The organism is Nostoc sp. UIC 10890 (genome assembly GCF_054786515.1).
The window spans coordinates 6,105,050-6,122,670 of record NZ_JBSGKF010000001.1; the positions used below are offsets into that span (position 1 = coordinate 6,105,050).

The 17,621-nt window shown below is 40.1% G+C and carries 15 protein-coding genes and 1 pseudogene; 5 read left to right on the forward strand and 11 right to left on the reverse strand.

Annotated elements, in window-relative coordinates:
- Nucleotides 1-86: 86 nt before the first annotated feature.
- Nucleotides 87-527, reverse strand: a complete 441-nt coding sequence (locus ACWATR_RS25310) for a hypothetical protein (RefSeq protein ID WP_460338472.1) — start codon at nt 525-527, stop codon at nt 87-89.
- 974 nt (nt 528-1,501) lie between these two features.
- Between ACWATR_RS25310 and ACWATR_RS25315 the strand changes: the two genes are divergently transcribed.
- Nucleotides 1,502-3,013 carry a hypothetical protein gene (locus ACWATR_RS25315; RefSeq protein WP_460338474.1) on the forward strand — a complete coding sequence of 504 codons (1,512 nt, stop codon included), beginning with the start codon at nt 1,502-1,504 and terminating at the stop codon, nt 3,011-3,013.
- A gap of 314 nt (nt 3,014-3,327) precedes the next feature.
- Here ACWATR_RS25315 and bchH read toward each other — a convergent pair whose 3' ends face one another.
- The 3 genes from bchH to ACWATR_RS25330 form a co-directional block, all read right to left on the reverse strand.
- Nucleotides 3,328-7,017 (reverse strand): magnesium chelatase subunit H, encoded by a 3,690-nt coding sequence (gene bchH / locus ACWATR_RS25320; RefSeq protein ID WP_460338476.1) that lies wholly within the window; start codon nt 7,015-7,017, stop codon nt 3,328-3,330.
- Between the two features lie 87 nt (nt 7,018-7,104).
- A complete protein-coding gene (locus ACWATR_RS25325) occupies nt 7,105-7,710 on the reverse strand; it encodes a hypothetical protein (protein WP_460338478.1) in 606 nt (201 codons plus the stop codon).
- 8 nt (nt 7,711-7,718) lie between these two features.
- Complete coding sequence (locus ACWATR_RS25330) at nt 7,719-8,873, reverse strand: L-histidine N(alpha)-methyltransferase (RefSeq protein WP_460338480.1); 1,155 nt, start codon at nt 8,871-8,873, stop codon at nt 7,719-7,721.
- Nucleotides 8,874-9,528: 655 nt separating this feature from the next.
- Here ACWATR_RS25330 and ACWATR_RS25335 point away from each other — a divergent pair.
- Nucleotides 9,529-10,470, forward strand: coding sequence for an N-acetylmuramoyl-L-alanine amidase (locus ACWATR_RS25335; RefSeq protein ID WP_460338482.1), 942 nt, complete (start codon nt 9,529-9,531; stop codon nt 10,468-10,470).
- A gap of 94 nt (nt 10,471-10,564) precedes the next feature.
- Here the strand turns inward: ACWATR_RS25335 and ACWATR_RS25340 are convergent, their stop codons facing one another.
- The gene (locus ACWATR_RS25340) at nt 10,565-11,149 is read right to left on the reverse strand and encodes an LURP-one-related family protein (protein ID WP_460338484.1); all 585 of its coding nucleotides are present in this window, start codon (nt 11,147-11,149) and stop codon (nt 10,565-10,567) included.
- Between the two features lie 335 nt (nt 11,150-11,484).
- Here ACWATR_RS25340 and ACWATR_RS25345 point away from each other — a divergent pair, with 335 nt between their 5' ends.
- The 3 genes from ACWATR_RS25345 to ACWATR_RS25355 all read left to right on the forward strand — a co-directional run bounded on the left by ACWATR_RS25345 (nt 11,485) and on the right by ACWATR_RS25355 (nt 12,923).
- Entirely contained in the window at nt 11,485-12,141 is a 657-nt protein-coding gene (locus ACWATR_RS25345; RefSeq protein WP_460338486.1) for a hypothetical protein, read from the forward strand.
- Nucleotides 12,142-12,213: 72 nt separating this feature from the next.
- Entirely contained in the window at nt 12,214-12,612 is a 399-nt protein-coding gene (locus ACWATR_RS25350; RefSeq protein ID WP_460338488.1) for a hypothetical protein, read from the forward strand.
- Between the two features lie 95 nt (nt 12,613-12,707).
- Nucleotides 12,708-12,923, forward strand: coding sequence for a hypothetical protein (locus tag ACWATR_RS25355; protein ID WP_460338490.1), 216 nt, complete (start codon nt 12,708-12,710; stop codon nt 12,921-12,923).
- Here ACWATR_RS25355 and cas6 read toward each other — a convergent pair.
- The 6 genes and pseudogenes from cas6 to ACWATR_RS25385 all read right to left on the reverse strand — a co-directional run.
- Nucleotides 12,913-14,055 carry a CRISPR-associated endoribonuclease Cas6 gene (cas6, locus tag ACWATR_RS25360; protein WP_460338492.1) on the reverse strand — a complete coding sequence of 381 codons (1,143 nt, stop codon included), beginning with the start codon at nt 14,053-14,055 and terminating at the stop codon, nt 12,913-12,915. The genes ACWATR_RS25355 and cas6 overlap by 11 nt on opposite strands.
- Before the next feature lie 166 nt (nt 14,056-14,221).
- On the reverse strand, nt 14,222-14,866 hold the full coding sequence (locus ACWATR_RS25365) for a hypothetical protein (protein ID WP_460338494.1): 645 nt from the start codon (nt 14,864-14,866) through the stop codon (nt 14,222-14,224).
- A gap of 2 nt (nt 14,867-14,868) precedes the next feature.
- Nucleotides 14,869-15,933: an RAMP superfamily CRISPR-associated protein gene (locus ACWATR_RS25370; RefSeq protein WP_460338496.1), complete on the reverse strand. Its 1,065-nt coding sequence runs from the start codon at nt 15,931-15,933 to the stop codon at nt 14,869-14,871.
- 2 nt (nt 15,934-15,935) lie between these two features.
- Complete coding sequence (locus tag ACWATR_RS25375) at nt 15,936-16,379, reverse strand: hypothetical protein (protein WP_460338498.1); 444 nt, start codon at nt 16,377-16,379, stop codon at nt 15,936-15,938.
- A complete protein-coding gene (locus tag ACWATR_RS25380; RefSeq protein ID WP_460338500.1) occupies nt 16,376-17,326 on the reverse strand; it encodes an RAMP superfamily CRISPR-associated protein in 951 nt (316 codons plus the stop codon). The genes ACWATR_RS25375 and ACWATR_RS25380 overlap by 4 nt, the downstream gene beginning before the upstream one ends.
- 87 nt (nt 17,327-17,413) lie before the next feature.
- Nucleotides 17,414-17,614, reverse strand: a pseudogene (locus tag ACWATR_RS25385) (hypothetical protein); the annotation flags it as partial.
- Nucleotides 17,615-17,621 lie beyond the last annotated feature (7 nt).

Here is a 17,621-nt window from a genome sequence, read left to right on the forward strand (position 1 = left end):
CCCTTTTTAAGAGGGTTGGGGGATCTCAAAGCACGGTAAATTGAGTACTTGAGCTTAAGTTGACACTAAACCCTATTGGATTGTACTCAACTCGCACCCGCACCCGACACCCCATTCATAGATCCATTTGCAGAAGAAAGCTTCACAGAATCAGCTGCTAAAGAATTGGTGAGTTTAGAATTACTTAGTACGCTTTGCTTCTTCTTGGTATTACCTCGTCGCGCACCACCTGCCATCTCGTATTGTGGGCTGGTTTTACCGTAACGGCTGCCAACTCCTAGTAACATTTTTTCTGACATTGCTATTACAGCCTTTTCTGCGTTATTCACGTCATCTGTAAGTTTGTCAATGGTAGATAATGCAGTGTTGTAAGCAGCAAGCTTAGACCGGAGATCGTTAATTGTCATGGTGTAAGCTTGGATAGTCAATCCTTCGCCAAAGTCAAGTTCTACACTGATAGATTGCAAACTTTCAATCCGGCGATCGGCTCGTTCTAAAATGCTGGAATTTCTTTTACGACGTGCCATAATGCATCTCTGCTACTAGGTTATTAGTACTGTTTTATACCAAGGTATTTCTAATTGTCATGGGAAAATATAGCAAATCAGTTGCAATCGCATCTCAAAAAATTTAGTTAATTTCACTTAGACTATATTTTATTTCCGGCAGTAAATAGATACATAAGTTCGTTACAACAATTGCTGCAATGATTTAAGCCTTTCTTATATATGGAATAACGTTTGTTGCAAAGTATTAAACAATTGCAGCAACGACTTATACATTTGCAAGAAAGACTTAAGCCTTTCTTATACATGAAAGAACATTTGTTGCAAAGTATTAAGCGTTTGCAGCAACGACTTATACATTTGCAAGAAAAACTTAAGCCTTTCTTATAAATGAAGTAACATTAGCTGCAAAGGTTTAAATTTTCATAGCCTTAAGCGTAGGAGCATAGGCGTAGCCCGTCGTAGACATAGCTTCTGCTTGTTGTCTGAAATAATACCTCTTGCATAAATCAAAAATAAGAACCTCAACAAGACAAAGCGTAGCTTTGGTTTCCCTCCCCTTAGCAAAGCTACGGTGTACATACAAGTCAAAAAAGCTCAATTTCCGATTGTTCTGTCATTTATCTTGTTCCTATGACTTAATCATGGTATGCATATACGAGAATGGGTCGTTTCAGCCTTTTATTAATCGTTCTTTGATGGTCAGCTGTAGGGGTAAAGCACATTGCTCATTGGTGTCAACTTAACGTCAAAGCAAGTCTATAAATAGCTTTTAGATTGCCTCGTTCCCAGTCTCCGACTGGGAATGCTCGTCGTTGAGGCTCCGCCTCGCTTACTGGCGGCAGAGCCGCCAGGAGCCGCATTTCCAGCCAGAGGCTGAAAACGAGATTTGAAAAGGGTGTTAGCTTAAGTTGACTTTTCAAAGAACACATATTTGGTATTTTCTGTCAATGCTTAAGTCCTATATTATATTGAGTCAACAGGAGTAAATTTTCATGATTAATCTTCCTAAATTAAGCAAAATTGACTTTCTGGTTTTAATTTCTGTCGTCATAATTGGTTTGATGCATTTACCTTTTCCATTTTCAGGAGATCAAGCACTATTTACAACAGGTGCTTTGGAGATGCAACAAGGAAAGGTACTCTATCGGGATTTTTGGGATCTAAAGCAACCTGGAATTTATTACTTTTATTTTTTAGCAGGAAATTTGTTTGGTTTTAATGAGATTGGCATCCATATATTTGAACTGATATATATGATGCTTTTCTCCATAATATTGCAACTGACTTTAAAAACTTATTTTCAGCATCGGATAATTGCAAGTTTAGTACCTTTGTTAACGGTTGGTGTTTACTATATTTCTTCATATCATCGGCAATTTACTCAAGTAGAAGGACTAGTTGGTTTTCCTTTGTTTATCTGCCTTTGGCTGACTTATCAATCTTTTTATCATGAAGGCAAGGCAAGATTTATTCAACTTTTAATATCAGGCTTTATGGGTGGAATCGTCCTGATATTTAAATTAATATTTCTGCCTATTTTGCTTGCTTTCTGGCTAACTATCTTACTCCATTCTGTATTGATCAAACATCAGAATTTCCAGAAAATATTTATTGAAATTTGCGTGCCAATTTTTCTAGGACTTATCTTTCCCATCCTAGTTGTTGTCAGCTACTTTGCTGGAGTTAATAGTTTATCAATTGTATATAAGACATTTTTTGTATATCCCAGGCAAGTAGTTGCTGATGGCACTTTTAATATATTTAAGTTAGTTTTTGGAACAGCATGGTTCTTAAAGAATTTTGTCACTTTAGTTTTAATTGCTATTGTTGCAGTAAATATATCCTTGCGTAAGGGTAAAAATTTATTGACTTTGTTACTTGTTGTTTGGTTTGTTTTAGGGCTGGGTATTATTTTTATACAAACCAGGTCACTATGGAGCTACCATTATTTACTATTATTTGTGCCTACAGGTATTTTAGCAACTAAAGGTTTAGACATATTATGGCAGCCTTTCAAGGAATTGAGTTCACGACGAATTAAGATTCTGGTGTCATTTTTATTTTTATTACCTTTATTATTAAATTTCCAATTCAAGAGTGTGGCTTTAGTGAAGAATAATTTTGCTTTAACTGAAGATACACGATTTAAATATCAGAATGTATTTAGAGAAGACTATACATTGCTTCGTTCTGAGGTTGAGTTTCTCTCTCAACCAGGAAGTTTACCTGGTGAGATTTTTGTTGCTGGTGATCCATCTATCTACTACTTATCTGGTCGGACTCAAGCAACATCATTAAATGGATGGTCACTGGAATTATTTTTATCTGAGCAATGGCCACAACTTCTACAGGAGTTAGATTTATCCAAGCCTCCTTATATATTTATTAGTGATAACGATGAGAGTCGCATTAAAGAAGGGTTTCCTAAGATTCTAGAATTGATTGAGAAAAGATATCGTATTTTATCCAAAAGTAATGATGGTATTTGGTATATTTTGAATTGATAAAAGGATGTTTGAAAAGTCCTCTTGTCGGCATCAAAAATTTTAGACCCCCCTAAATTCCCGGATAAAAGGAGACTTTGATTCTGGTTCCCCCCTTAAAAAGGCTACGGTGTACACACAAGTATTGAAAATTGCTTCACAGCCTTTAGATCCCCCCAACCCCCCTTAAAAAGGGGGGCAAAAAATTCTCAAAGTCCCCCTTTTTAAGGGGGATTTAGGGGGATATAAAAGTGTCTAAAGTCACAGCGAAACACTTTTCAAATAACCTCTAAGACAGACATCAAATCCTGACGTACACTAATGTACCCAATTCACTAAACCGTCACTCCTTCCAACTCTTCATCTGTCAACTCATACAATTGGCGCAATTTATCTAACTTCTCACCATCAGCTTCCCAGAAACCCCGCCCATGCGCCTCCAACATTCTCCCTAAAATATTGCGAAAAGCTTCAGGATTTGCCTTACGCAATTTATCCGCCATCTCTGCATCCAATGCATAAGTATCAGCCGCTTGGTCATAAACCCAATCATCGGTAAAATCGGCAGTACCACCCCAACCAATTAACGCTGTCATCCGTTGGGAAATTTCAAATGCACCACCAGAACCTTGATTCGCCATCGCTTGCGCCCATTTGGGATTTAGCAATTTGGTGCGATACTCCATTCGCAGCAAATCATCTAAATTACGGGGTGTAGTATCTTTCGAGAAACTTTCCACAAAACTGGTTGTAACCTTCTTACCGCTTTGTTTTTCTGCCGCCTTTTTCAAACCGCCGGTGTTGGCGTAATATTCTTGAATATCCGTTAAACCATATTCTACCGAATCAATTTCTTGGACAATGCGATCGCTAGTTTTTAACAACGTATTCAAAACTTCTGGTCTAGCTTGACCTTTATCTTCTCTCCCATAGCTGAATACATTGCGACTTTGCCAAGTATTCCCCAACTCCTCACCAGATTCCCAGTTACCATCCACAACGCGATCGTTTACCAAAGAACCAAAATCACCCGCCGGGTTAGAAAACAATCTCGCTGATGCATTTTCCACACCTTGGGCTTTTAAAGCCAAAGCGTGTCTTCTAATAAAATTTTGATCATCCGGTTCATCAGCATCAGCCGCCCGTTGAAATAAATCATCCAACAATTCGATGATATTTACAAAACTATCCCGGAAAATCCCAGATAAATTACCCAACACATCAATGCGGGGATGTCCAACTTCCATCAACGGTTTCAATTCATAACGAACAATTCTGCCAGTTCCTTCCTTAATAGGTTCAGCCCCCACTAATTCCAGCAGAATACCCAGAGATTCCCCTTTCGTTTTAATTGCATCCAATCCCCATAACATCACCGCCACCGTTTCTGGATATTTATCATGTTCATCCAAATACTGGGCGATAATTTTTTGAGCAATTTCTCGTCCCCGTTGGTATGCAGCAGGTGAAGGCATTCGATAAGGATCTAAAGCATGAATATTTCTCCCAGTTGGTAACACACCAGCCCCATCTCGCAACAAATCTCCACCAGGCGCAGGCGGAATATATTCCCCATTCAAACCCCTTAATAAATTCGTTAACTCATCCGTAGATTGCATCAACAAATCTTTGATTAGTCTTTCCTCCTCTTCTCTTTCTTCAGTTATTCCTTCTTCATCCCCAAAATAAGCCTGCAAATACGACGCCAATTCCTCCTCATTTGGTGCTTCCCCCAAAATATGCAACCCAGAAGAAAACAACCGATTTTCTAAAACTTGCAAATACTCATATAATTCCACCAAATAATCATCAAAAGCATGACTACTAAACATCCGAACATTTTCGGGAGTAAAGGCTATACCTAACTTTTTCGCATCTTCAAATGGACAATCTGCATCTAAACCAGAGTCCACAATTTTTTTACAAATCCCTTCTTTAAGCAGATAATTCTTTTGCGGATCTTCGCGATACTCCGAGATTAAATCCCGCAATGACACTAATTCTTTATATAAACCTGCACGACCATAAGGCGGTACATTATGAGAAATTAATACACCATAACCACGACGTTTTGCCAACATGGACTCAGACGGATTATTTGCTGCATATATATATAGATTAGGCAAATTTCCTAACAGTATATCTGACCAAGAATAACCAGTATTACCCAAAGGAGAACCAGGTAACCATTCCACCGTCCCGTGCATCCCAAAGTGAACTAGAGCATCAGCTTGAAACTCATTTTGCAGCCATTTATAATAAGCGACATATTGCGGATGGGGCGTTAAATCTCGTTCAAACATTAAGCGCATCGGGTCGCCTTGTATCCCCAAAGGTGGTTGTACACCTATCCACACATTTCCTAATTGCACACCGCCAATCTGAAATTCATCACTGTATGTCTTAATTCCAGTTCCCGTAAGAGATTTCCATTGTTTTTCGATGCGCGAGGTTTGCAGATATCCCAGCCATTTTTCTAATGTGCGGACGTTTACACTATTTGTGGAGTGGGCAATATGAGCATCATTATCTACACCCACAAGAGGATTAGCCTCATCCGCTTCTTTCACCCAGCGAATCAATTCTTCTCCATCTTCCGGTAAATCCCCGACGGTATAACCTTGTTCTTTGAGTGCGTGGAGAAACTTCAGCAAACTACGCGGCACATTTAATAATGCAGCTGTGCCTACAGCACCATAACCTGGGGGAAATCCATATAAAATTATGGCAATCTTGCGTTCTGATGCAGGTTTTTGCCGTAAAGACACCCAAGTTTTCACCCTACCAATTAATCGCTGCACCCGTTCGGGAACCAGATAAATATTTTCGCCCACCAAACCACCGAGGGGAACGGTATCAATCGCCCCATCCAATTCTGGTAACGCGTACAACACTACACTTTGCAATCCGCCGACACCTTGGCGCGTCCACGAGGAAATATCTTGAATTAATAGTGGTGCTGCAACAATATAAGGTACATTCTTGGCTGTGAGGATGCGCTTTGCTACTTCTACCTGACGCCCTGCTTCCATTGAACCAGCCGGGCCACCCACTAAAGGAAAGCCAATTGTGGAAACGATCGCATCTACTTTTACTGCTTCACTAGAAAGTGAGGCTGTCTCTATATTACCTAGTTGTCGTTGCTGAATTTCATAGTCGGTTGTCATCAAATCTCGTACCGCCACGTGTCCTTCTACGCCGTTGATGAAGATGGGTAAAGGAGTTAAGCCGGCTTCTTCAAAACTGCGAATCAGTTGCGGAATGTAGGGTTGTTTGGTGATGACGTGTTTTCGGTAGAGGAGAATTCCGATAATCGGTTTTGTAGAGACGCGATTCATCGCGTCTCTACAATGGGTTTTATACCATTCCAAATACTCACGGGGGGATTCAAAAAATCCTTGATAATCGGGGTGGAGTAATCCGATATTGGGGGTTTCGACTAGCGGGGGAATGTCGCCGACTTTTAAACCCAAGTATTTTTCTGCCAGTGTCCAGAATAATGAAGCGACGTTTTCTGGGCCGCCAGCATTCCAGTAACCATAGATAATTAACCAGTTGCGTAAGTCTTGGACTTTTTGCACTGGGACGTATTTCAGTAGTTTGGGGCCAATTTTTAAGAAGCTGATGTAACCAGCGAGTTTATCTTCTTCTCGTCCGTTGCTAAATTTGTCGAGGATGAATTTAACTGGTTTGGGCATTCCTTTGGGTTTGTCCCCAATGGCAAAGTCCCCCAGCTTGGTTAAACTCATCAATTCCAAGGCTGACTCAAAGACTAGGCGGATGGGAATTTGGGCAATGCGATCGCGCAACCACACAACCTGGTCATAATCAAATAGGAGGCTGCCGAAAAACACATCAGCGCCATCAAGTGCTGCTTCTACCTCGGTGCGTTTGTTGGTAAGATCGCGATCGCTAAATACCCGAATATCCAACTCCAGACAGCGAGAGTTAGCCAAAAAGGCTGCTTTTCTATACAAGTCAGCGTTGAACGATTCAAACCCAGCAACCAAGACGATGCGTTTCATGCCTGTAAACTACGAAATATTTCTTTACTTAAATTTTAAACATGCTTTCAGGCTGATTGTTAAATATCTACCCACAGATTCCGGTCATTAGTTCCTTGAAGGAGTTAAAACTTCACTATCACCAAAGCCTTTTAGATAGTTTGATTTCAAAAAAGTTGTGATGTGTTGAGTCAAATTCAGTGCTTCATTGAACTCTTTTGATTCCTGTAGTGCTTCGTATAGTGAACGAATTTCTTGTGGTGACAGGTTTGTGAATGTACGCAACTCGGTAATATCTAATCTCCGGTTAAACTCATTAGCAGTATGTCGCCATTGATGTATAAGCGAAAACAACTCTCTATCTTGACGTTCTGCAAAAACATTAGATGCGATCGCTGTTTCGGTAACAGATATAATTAATCGCGGAAAGACTATTGGTCGTCCCGGCTTATGTGAGTTTGGGTTGAAGCGGCTATCAGATAAAATTACCTCATTTGATCTGCACTCATTCAGTAAAGCACGCAGAAATTCTATCCTCTTTTCGTTAGCCGATGCCCATCGTTCGCCAAAAATCCCGGTAATTGTTGCTAATAATCCCAAGCCTGTTAGTAGTGACTCAAAACTTCCTCCCTGAGTCCACCAGACGGCAGCTAGAATAAATCCTAGAAGTAAAGGGAAAAACGTGATAAATGTCACTAAGTTTTTCATACTCATATCACATCTTACCGTTTAGACCATATACTATTTGCTACAGAAGAATTCTTGTTAATTCCTGAAGAGTCAGGGGCAACTAAGATTAAATCCATACCAAATCCATTCTTCAAACGTGGTTCCAATACTGTATGTAGCCTATCAATAAGGACTAGCTTACTGTCTGATATAGTTTTATCGATACCATTAGAAGTATATTTCCGAGTCAGAAGCAAACGAATCGTGTCTTGGTCTTCAAAATTCATTACTGACCGATCAGGTAACACCACTTCAATTTTGTTTCCAGTGAGGTTACGATATAGGATTTTTATTAAAATTCCTCTATCAGTCTCTATAGAACCATCAAAAAATACACTATTCAAGTCGATATGTAAATCAGTGTTTTGCAGCAATGCACTTGTGACAAACTCTTTAAAAGACCTAGTTTTAGCGTACTCTTTCGCTGCCTTTTGTGCTGCTTCTTCGCTTAAATCTTCAGTGGTTGCTACTTCTAGGAGTAGCCTATCCTCAGGTCGCATTAACTTAGAAAGACTTTCCAGCAGTTCTGTATCTCGTTGAAAATTAGCTAATGTGTTTCCCAATAGAGAAAATAGTACAGGACTATCATTGATGACTTTATCTAGTAGTTTTCGTAATTCGTCAACATTTCTCTCGATTGAAAAGTCAACTTGAATTGGCAGCACATGACTACCTTGCAATTGTGAACCTCGAGTTGCCCGTTGCACACCTAGCCTTAACATCTCCGAACTCATATCAACAGGAAAATAGAGTAAATCGGAATTTGTATTGAGTAATAAACTTAAAATATTTTGGTCTTTTTCACCTGTGCCGACACCTAAACTTACATAATGATATTTCTGATCTCTGATATGATTAGAATGAATTTGATGCCATCGATATCTAAAAGACTCTATACTCTCTTTCATCACGAGATAGAATCGATCATTGCAAGCATGATCCCATGCGATCGTTGGGCCTATTCCCCAATAGGAAAAACCAGATAAAATCTCTTTTCCATCGCCTGTGGTGGAAAATTCTCCTCTCAATTCCTGCGTGAGTTCTGCAAGTTTGTTAGATTGATCTTCTCCTATAAAGCAGAGAGTCCACCCTAAACCGGGTTCATTGATGGAATTCTCCAGTAACTTCACAAAATTTAAAGATCCCATGTTGAGCCTCGTTTCTTGAGCAGTTTATCTGATTAATCTCCCGCAGGCAGATGTCTAGAAGCCATCAGGTATTAGTTAGTACTGTAAAGCATTATGTGTTAAGCTGCTCAGGTAAAAAAGCCTAGGGTAGAGTCTGTAAATAGTTTACGATTTTATCAGCCCACATTCATATCAAAGGGTGTATTCGGTCTAGGGATTTGGGCATCGAACTACTACAGCACAGTGTAAACCTATGCACCATCTCAATTAACAAGACTTGGGACTCAATAAGGGGCTTAAGCCCTAAACAAAGTTCCGCCACAGTTTACTAGGTACATTTGTCATAGCTTTCTACTTTTATAAAGAGTTATTATCTGAATAATGGAGGCAATTACCGCATTGCAATTTATTGCAAAAATTAACTGGTTATTCCCGATATTGATAAATTATAATGGTTGTGTTTTTTGTGGTAATACACTTTGGATTAGTGAATTTTACACATAAAATTTGCTGTTCAGGTTCGCACAAAAACTTATTTTGTTTACTAGCGTAGTAATGCTGAAAATAATGCAGGTGTTGCTAACAAGTACTTCAATAAATTTATTAACAAAACTTTGTCTCTATAATTGTAAAAGTTTTGAACTAGCGTAAAAATAAGTAAGTTGAGGATGAAATCATGAAAATTGGAATTGATAGTGGGCACAATTGTCCACCAGACACAGGAGCTAGAGGAATCAAAGTTGAGGATAATTTAACTCTAGATGTAGGTAATAGAGTTATAGCTAAGTTAAGAGCTTTAGGACATGAAGTCGTAGTATGTAAACCAAGTAGTGCTAGAACAGTCACGGAATCACTATCAAAAAGATGTTCTACAGCTAATGCCAGTAGAGTAGATATTTACGTCTCGATTCATTTTAATGCTTTTAACAGGCAAGCCAATGGCACAGAAGTATTTGCAACTAGCGAAAATGGGAGAAAAATCGCTAAACCTGTATTAGATGAAATCGTCAAGTTGGGATTTTTTAATCGCGGTGTTAAGAGTGGTTCCCACTTGTATGTCCTGAAAAATACAAATATGCCTGCTATCTTGGTAGAATGTTGCTTCATTGATTCGCAAAAAGATATGAATCTTTTTAATCCAGAAACAATGGCTAATGCAATTGTTAAAGGCTTAACTGGTAAACTGCCAAGTGCCCCTGTTACCCCTGTACAAGATGAAGAAGATAATGTAGATGAAACTATTCTCAGACTGCAAAAAGCCTTAAATAGATTCAAAATAACTGATAGAAATGGTAAGGTTTTAGTAGAAGATGGCTTCATTGGGGCTAACACAAAATCCGCCACAGAAAAATTTCAGACTATTGTTGGAGTTCAGCCGACTGGAATTGCTGATACAACTACATGGAATGCTATCAATCTAATTTTGGCAAAACGAATTATCCGACCAAACCATGCTGGTGGTGCAGTTGTCAGATACTTGCAATACCGTGTAGGTGTTGATAATGATGGCGTCTATGGCCCGCAAACAGAGGTTGCAATTAAGAACTTTCAAAAGCAAAATGGTTTAGATGCCGATGGGATTGTCGGGCCTGCTAGCTGGCAGAAATTAATCGGTTAGACTAAAGCTGTTTGAAGTGTAAAGCGTAAACTACCCACCACTGAACTGAGTAGAGGTTCAGTGGTGTGCCTTCATGCTTCAGCTTTTAGTCGAATTAGCCACGGTTTCGTTCTAGCAGTAGCATCATCATCAAGCTTAACAAAATTTGCTGCTCTTGGCGATCGCTGAGTTGATCCACAGCTTTGATGATAAATTTTCTGGAGAGGAAAGTGGGGATTTTCTCCAAACGCATCACAATCGTGCCATCAGTTCGGCTAACCAAGTAGACTGGGTTAAAAACATAACCAGTGAACATACCCACAATTGGGATTTCTGCAAAGAGAGCATCAGCAATTTTCACCCACGGATTTTTCTCCTGGATGTTCAAAACAGTCGTGTCGCCATCAAAGATGTCATAACGCGCACGCCAAAGTGATTTTAATCCGCGTCGTTTTACTGAACCAATGTAAGTACCGTTGCTATCGGTAAAGTTATAGCGTGCCGAGAAGTCAATAATGCGATCTGCTTTGATGTAGTATGTAGGACGAGTTTGTTCAGCATCAGCAAAAATTGTAATTGCTTCCTTGAGCTTGAAGAGTTTCTGTTTGACATAGAAAGCCAAATTACCTTGAGCATCAACAACAGACATTTGTGGTGCTAAAGCCCAGAATTTAAAGGTAAGCTCCAGAGGATACTGCATAGTTTTGGGTAAAACATGAAAATTATCATCCTATTAATCCCAATACTAGGGGAAAAGTAACATTAATCCCAATACAGTTCAGATAAGACCAAAACACTTGTAGAGACGGCGATTTATCGCGTCTTATAGATACGGCAATTTATCGCGTCTCGAAAACCCACAATTTTGTACAATTAGCCCTTAACCCAAGCATATTGATATTAATCCTGGTGACTGCTAGCAGCAGTTAAAAATTTTTAGTCAAGGGTGCATAAACAAATAAAGGTCAACCTATTAGGTAAGTGAAGGGGTTAAAACCCAAAACACACTAACACTTAAACATTAGGAAAATGACCATGAAATTCCGTCACTTAGCTAGTTCTTTGTTAACAGCTACCGCACTTCTGGGCATTACACTACCAGCTTTCGCCGGCCCTTTTGATGTCAAGTCAACTGGTATCTTCAAACCGGCTACTATTACCCCCGGAGCAGCTGTAGGGAATGCAATTCCTAGGACTCCAACTCCTAGCTCACCTAGCAATCCAGTTGGTAATACTGAAATTCAAGGATTAGGCGACCATCAATCTTGGGTTGACCCGAAAACCCTAGCAAATGACCCCCGCGCTTTGTGCAGTGATGTTGGCTTGGGTAATAGCACCCGCAGCAGTTCTAGCAAACTTGCCTTGGCAAACTTTAACAATACTCGTTCTAGTTCTGCCGAAAGCCACAATGACGGTGGTGGTGGAGGTTTTAGCTTTTTGGGTATTGGTGCTAGCGGTAGTGGTTCTAGCCAAGGTAGTAAAAATAATAGTAATTCCCGCGATCAAAGCAGCAACCGCACAGAGGAAAATAGTAGTAGTTCTTCAACAGTTGTTCAAGGCAGGAATTGCGATGCTTTTGTTAACTCCGCCGCTGCTAGAGATATGAATTACGAAGATAACCTCACCCAGCGCTATGAAATAAAAACTGGTCGTCGGGGACAGCAAGTCAATCAACTGTTGGAAAATAAATAAGCTGTTACTGAAGAATAATTCAGAAGTCAAAGGACAACAAACAATTGCTTTCTTTAGCCGTTAGGAGAAACTATGAAAAACAGGCTAAGAGGGAAAATTATTATCCTGACTACAACCATGTTTTTGTCCATAGCATCTTTGGCAAGCGCACAAACTGCCAATCCTTCTCGCACAATTCGTGACTCTCAAATCCTTCCCTATTTGCTAGATAATCCCAATGAAAACTCATTGGTAAGAGTGCGCTGTCTTTACATAGATAGGAACCGACAAAGTATTAGAGATAGCATCCTGCAACCTACTCCTAGCGATCGCAATCACACTGTTATCATTGAAGTAGAGGGAAGTTGTCGCAATTTCAGGATTCGCTCTCAAAACGACTCAGATTTTTCTGATGTCCCCGCCTATCATCCCTACTTAGATGACTCTTGGCTAATCCGTAAAGGTTCTGGATGGTATTGGCTATTACGTTAGTTACCTTGACCTAAAATAATTACAAGAGATAACCAGGGCGTAGGAAGTCACCTATGCTGCTGACAGGAATATGTTCAACTTAACCAGATTAACGTTTGATAAGTATCAATCGCATTTGGTCACAGGTAATTTCCTATCGCTCTGGTGCTTTTTTGGCGGTGAAGTTTCGCCAAAAGTATAAAAGTAAAGGGCTTTTCAAGCCTATAACAATCATTACTGCTTTGTTGTATAAATGGGCACATTTCTTGCTTGGTTTATTCAACGGAAACTTATATTCTTCTCAATCTCAACCAATCCCCTTCATTGATTGACATTATCCTTGAGCGCCCGCCGAGCTAACTTTACGTAAGTTTTCACAGTAGCATAGGGCATCTCTAAATCTTGGGATATAACCTGCAATGATTCTCCCATCTCTCTGCGTGCTAAGATAGTTGCCCAAGTAGAAGCAATTTTATCAGTGCGATCGCCTCCTGTGCGTTTTCGTTGTGCAGTGAATAGCGCTGTCAATTCATCAATGCGTTCTCCCAGCAGATTTGTTAGCACTTGGGTCGGTAAGTTTACCACTGGTTCCACCCAATCTAAGCGAGTTTGTCCCAATCCAAAAGTAGTTTTGTGTCCCGTACCGCAGTAGGGAGCCAGTCGAGCCAAAGCATAAAACAACTCGGTAAACTCAGAATTCGCCAAAGCCGCCTTACTCAAACTACAAGACATTGCCCCTGTGAATCCAGTCACCGAACCCCGCTTGCCAGCCGCCACCTTCACCGACTCCAAGCGATGCTGATGGATAATTACCCCTTCATCTATCCAATCGAGAAAAGCTTCTTGTGCAATTGGGATTCCTGAAAAGTCATTCCAGCGACGCAGATAGCTGTGAAAGAGATTTACTGGCACCGGCAGGGGGAAATGATGACCCTTGCGACGAAAGCTGGTAGGCGAGACAAAGCTGAAGTTAACATTAGAGGGTTTCTCTGGCTGTGACTGCAATAATTGCGCGTAGGTAGTGGGTGGATGGGCGATACTCACCTGTTTTATTTGCAAGGGAGCGCCTCTTAAGTCCAGAATTTGGGGCAATTGGGTTAACCATTGTTTGAGAAACTGCACCACTCTTGGAGACAAAGCATTAACATGCCAGCAGTAAATTTGCTTGGCTTCCAATTGCAGTTGTCTTCCACTGGCGAGGAGTTGACCTTCCAGCGCCGAAATATTGAAGGGCTTTTCTGACTCTCCGTCATGGAGATATGCAGAAAGTTCTGGGTTGAATTTCCTTACTTGGTCAAGAAACCAGGCATGGAGTCCAATGGTGTATTGAGAGTAGAGGGAAGTGGAAGTGGTTGGCTCAAGTTCAAACACCAATCCCACCAGTTCAGTGTCATCTGCCCATGTGGGAAGAGACTCTGGCTGTGGCTTAGTTTTGCGCCTAGTGGATATAGCTGCTTTTGGCATCGCTGATTGCTATGCAAATGATGTCAAATATTGTATCAACTTCCATCCCCTCTAGGGGAAGAATGCGCTTTAATCTAATTATTTTCGTCCCCAAAAGGGTATGAAGTATGCAAAAAGTCAAGATTATGTTGTATTACTTGAGATAAAGTGAGTTGCAAAAAACTCTTCATAAATCAACACATTTGACGCTTTTAATACTCCCATCGTCCTTGAGAGATACGATTTTCACCTGAACTGTCTGCCCTTCATGAAGCAAACTAGCTTTCTTCGGTTCTTTCTCAGTTAGCTTAATTGTCCCCAAAATTTCATAAGTGACCTTATTACCATTGATTTTGGTCACTGTTGCCTCTAATATCTGGTCAACCTTAAAATTTTGCGATTTAGCAACTTTGCTAATTTCCACTTGGCGGGGTGACTCAAAAGTAGCTGTGCTGGGAGTTGGAATTTCTCCAATTGGCCCTGCATCTTTGTAGTAACGCATCAAGCGAGATACCCAGCCTAAAATTTGGAGTATTGTGTAGGCATCTTGAACATTTTTGAGATAATAACCACAAGCTTTATCGATACTGCGGTAATAATCTGGGGTTCTACCACTGTGCCCAATTTGTCTACCACTACTCACTAGGGTTTTCAAATATTTGAAAAATCTGGACGTAGGATCTGGTTGGTGGATGGATGCGCGGAGATAAGCAACTGCTTTTCCCAATTCGTTAACATCTATATTTTCTTTTACCAGTGTTTGAGCGATCGCATGAGCAATTTCCCACTGTGCATCTGTAAGGGTTTCCGAGGTAAATTCAACTATAGTCATAATTAGTACATTCCCGATGGGGGTTCGCGATCGCTTGGATAGCGCAGCACAGCTTTAAGTTCGTCTAGTTGGGGTTGCTGAATCAGGCGGGAGTAAGCTGCTTTGATTTGTGTTTGCATAAACTGTTGTAAAGCATCCTCCGTTAACTCATCAGATTCATTCAGTTGATAGGCAGAATATCGCTTTTGCAGACTTTGCGGCCGGGCAATTTTGTCTATAGTTACTGTCATAGTTCCCATCCCAATCGGCTTACCGCCACCTACTTTTAAAGCAATAGGACACTTAGAGTCTTGTCCTAAGACAATCAACAAAGTTCCTAACTCTTCTGGTAGCAAGTTATTGAAATTTAATTTAGTTTTGAAAATATATTCTCTTCCCGCTTGCTGTACAGGAATACCAGCATTTTGCCCTTTATCAATTGCTCTAATTGTGTTGTAGTAAAATTTTCGTCCTGCAACTCTACCTTGAATAAGGTATGCACTACTTTCATCTGGGCGGGGACGATACAAGGAAGGCATAAATCCTGTAGAAAAGCCCATATTTTCACATTTAGCATCGTTGAAATCAAGCAAACCTTGCCAATCTAATGCACCAAATACTCGACTAGCTGGGCAAAGTTGTTCTTTGTTGCGACAAGGTAAACGTTCGGTAGGGATTTGATTTCTATATTTATTAGTAATTACTGCTAAAGTACTGTTAGTAATTGCCTCATACACAGACCTGATGCAGCCTTTAAGGGAACTACCTTGTATTGATAGCTTTTGGTCAATACCCTGTACCATTGTTTTGATTAAGGGAATGCGATTGTTGCCAATGTCGCTACCCATGAAAACTACCCCTGTGGAGACGTGGAGGGATGTCTGCACTTTTAGGGTAAGATATAAAGTGCCATGCAAGCGATCGCTAAAATATTTGTGATGTCCAACAGGACGCTGTAAGTTAGGGCGTTCTTTGGGAAAAGAGACGAATTCATAAGGTTTCGGTGCAAGTTCAGGCGATGAACCTCCATCACTAGAACGATTAGGCCTACTTGGTGGCTGAGGTCTTTGAGGACGATTACTAGTCATATTTATTTTTTAACTGTGAGAGCAACAAAGTGTACCGTTGCCGTTTTTTTATCGATAAAATAGCGCTGGGCGATATCCAATTTTTTAGATGGAAAACCTTTAGGAAAACGAGTTTCAGTAGAAGAATATAAATGAGCATCTTGGTCTTGAGTCTGCCAATCTTCACCTACTATTGTAAAATCAGGATATTCACCAGCTATACTTAAAAGTAGAACTTCATAACTATCCTTGCGTTTTAGCTTCCACCTGAGTTCAAAATTTTGATTAAACATCTGGCCTTCAATCATGGGAAAGTCAGTTTCTATGGGTGCTATTTCCCAATCTTTACTAACTTTATGAGTCCAGCGCAAGAAGTAATAGCTAGGTTGAGTTGCCAATTTTGCGATTAACTTTAGCAATTTAGGTACTGATAAAGATTCTTTGCTAACACCAACAAAAGGTTTCATTTTGACCCCACAAGTAGACTACTCCAAGACCTAACCCCTCGCTCAAACAAATCATTAACGGTACCTTCTCGCCAAGTTAGCTGCACGCCAAAACCTAAATCCATTTCTTGTGCAGCAACAGGGGTATATTGGCTATCTGGTTTGGGAAAACTATATAATTTTGCTTCTTCAGATTCTAAAAATTCTCCAGCCCCCAAGAGAAAAGTCTTATTCCATTGTTTTTGACTACCGAAAGCGTTAATTTGTTGTTTATCTTCCGACAGAACACAACCTGGATATTGCACCACGGCTTGATTTAATTTCACTTGCACAGTACCTAATCCGCGAGATTTGGCAAAACCTAAACCAAACCAGCCATCATCTAAGTCTCGCAACACTAAACCAATTAAACCTAATTGTGCCAAAGTGAAGTTTTTCAAATGAATTTTTGTGTGGAATTCACCAGCAGTGCAAACTTGATAATTGAATGGCCCAACTGCTACAGAACCAAACACTCTATCAATTGCTACACCATTACGTTCTTCAATTTTGAGAGGCTGAGATTTATCAGGATAAGCATCTTCAATTCTGACTCTGCTAGCAATGGAAGTATTACCAAACATTTGGTCTGTAAAACTAGAGAGTTTGTAAATATCTGGTGCTGATTTTTTCTGGAGATAATCGTACTTATCAGTCAAAGGATCATTAGCCCAAAGTATATCCGAATTATTTGGATCGCGTCTGTCTTTACCCACCGTTCTCACAATCCGTTCTGCATGGGCGCGAATTGCACCTTTTAAACTGCTTCCAGGTAAATATATAGAACGTCCGCCAGCATGGTAAGTTTCTACAAATTCCATATCAGGCTTAGTCGGATCGGCTCCTTCTTTACCTGATTTAATTAGAATTGGCCCGTCGGGAATAATGCTTAAATCAATGGTGCAGTGATTAACAAATTTTTTGTGCATGACTGGATTTATTTGGACAAATATACAGATTAAGCTGCTACTAAAGTATTTAGCTGTGCTTCACACTGTTGGAATATAAAATTCACATTTGAGTACGGGATAAATAAGATTTTCACAAATAGCAAATTCCGAGTTATCAACGACAGCATCCCGCATCATAAGTTCTAAATCTTCGCGGAAGTAATCAGGAATATTGAACTGAACTTCACTGATGAAATTTGATTCTGTATAGGTGACTTGAAATGCTTTGATAACTTCACCAATGGTTTTGAAACTACTGAAATCCATGTTGACC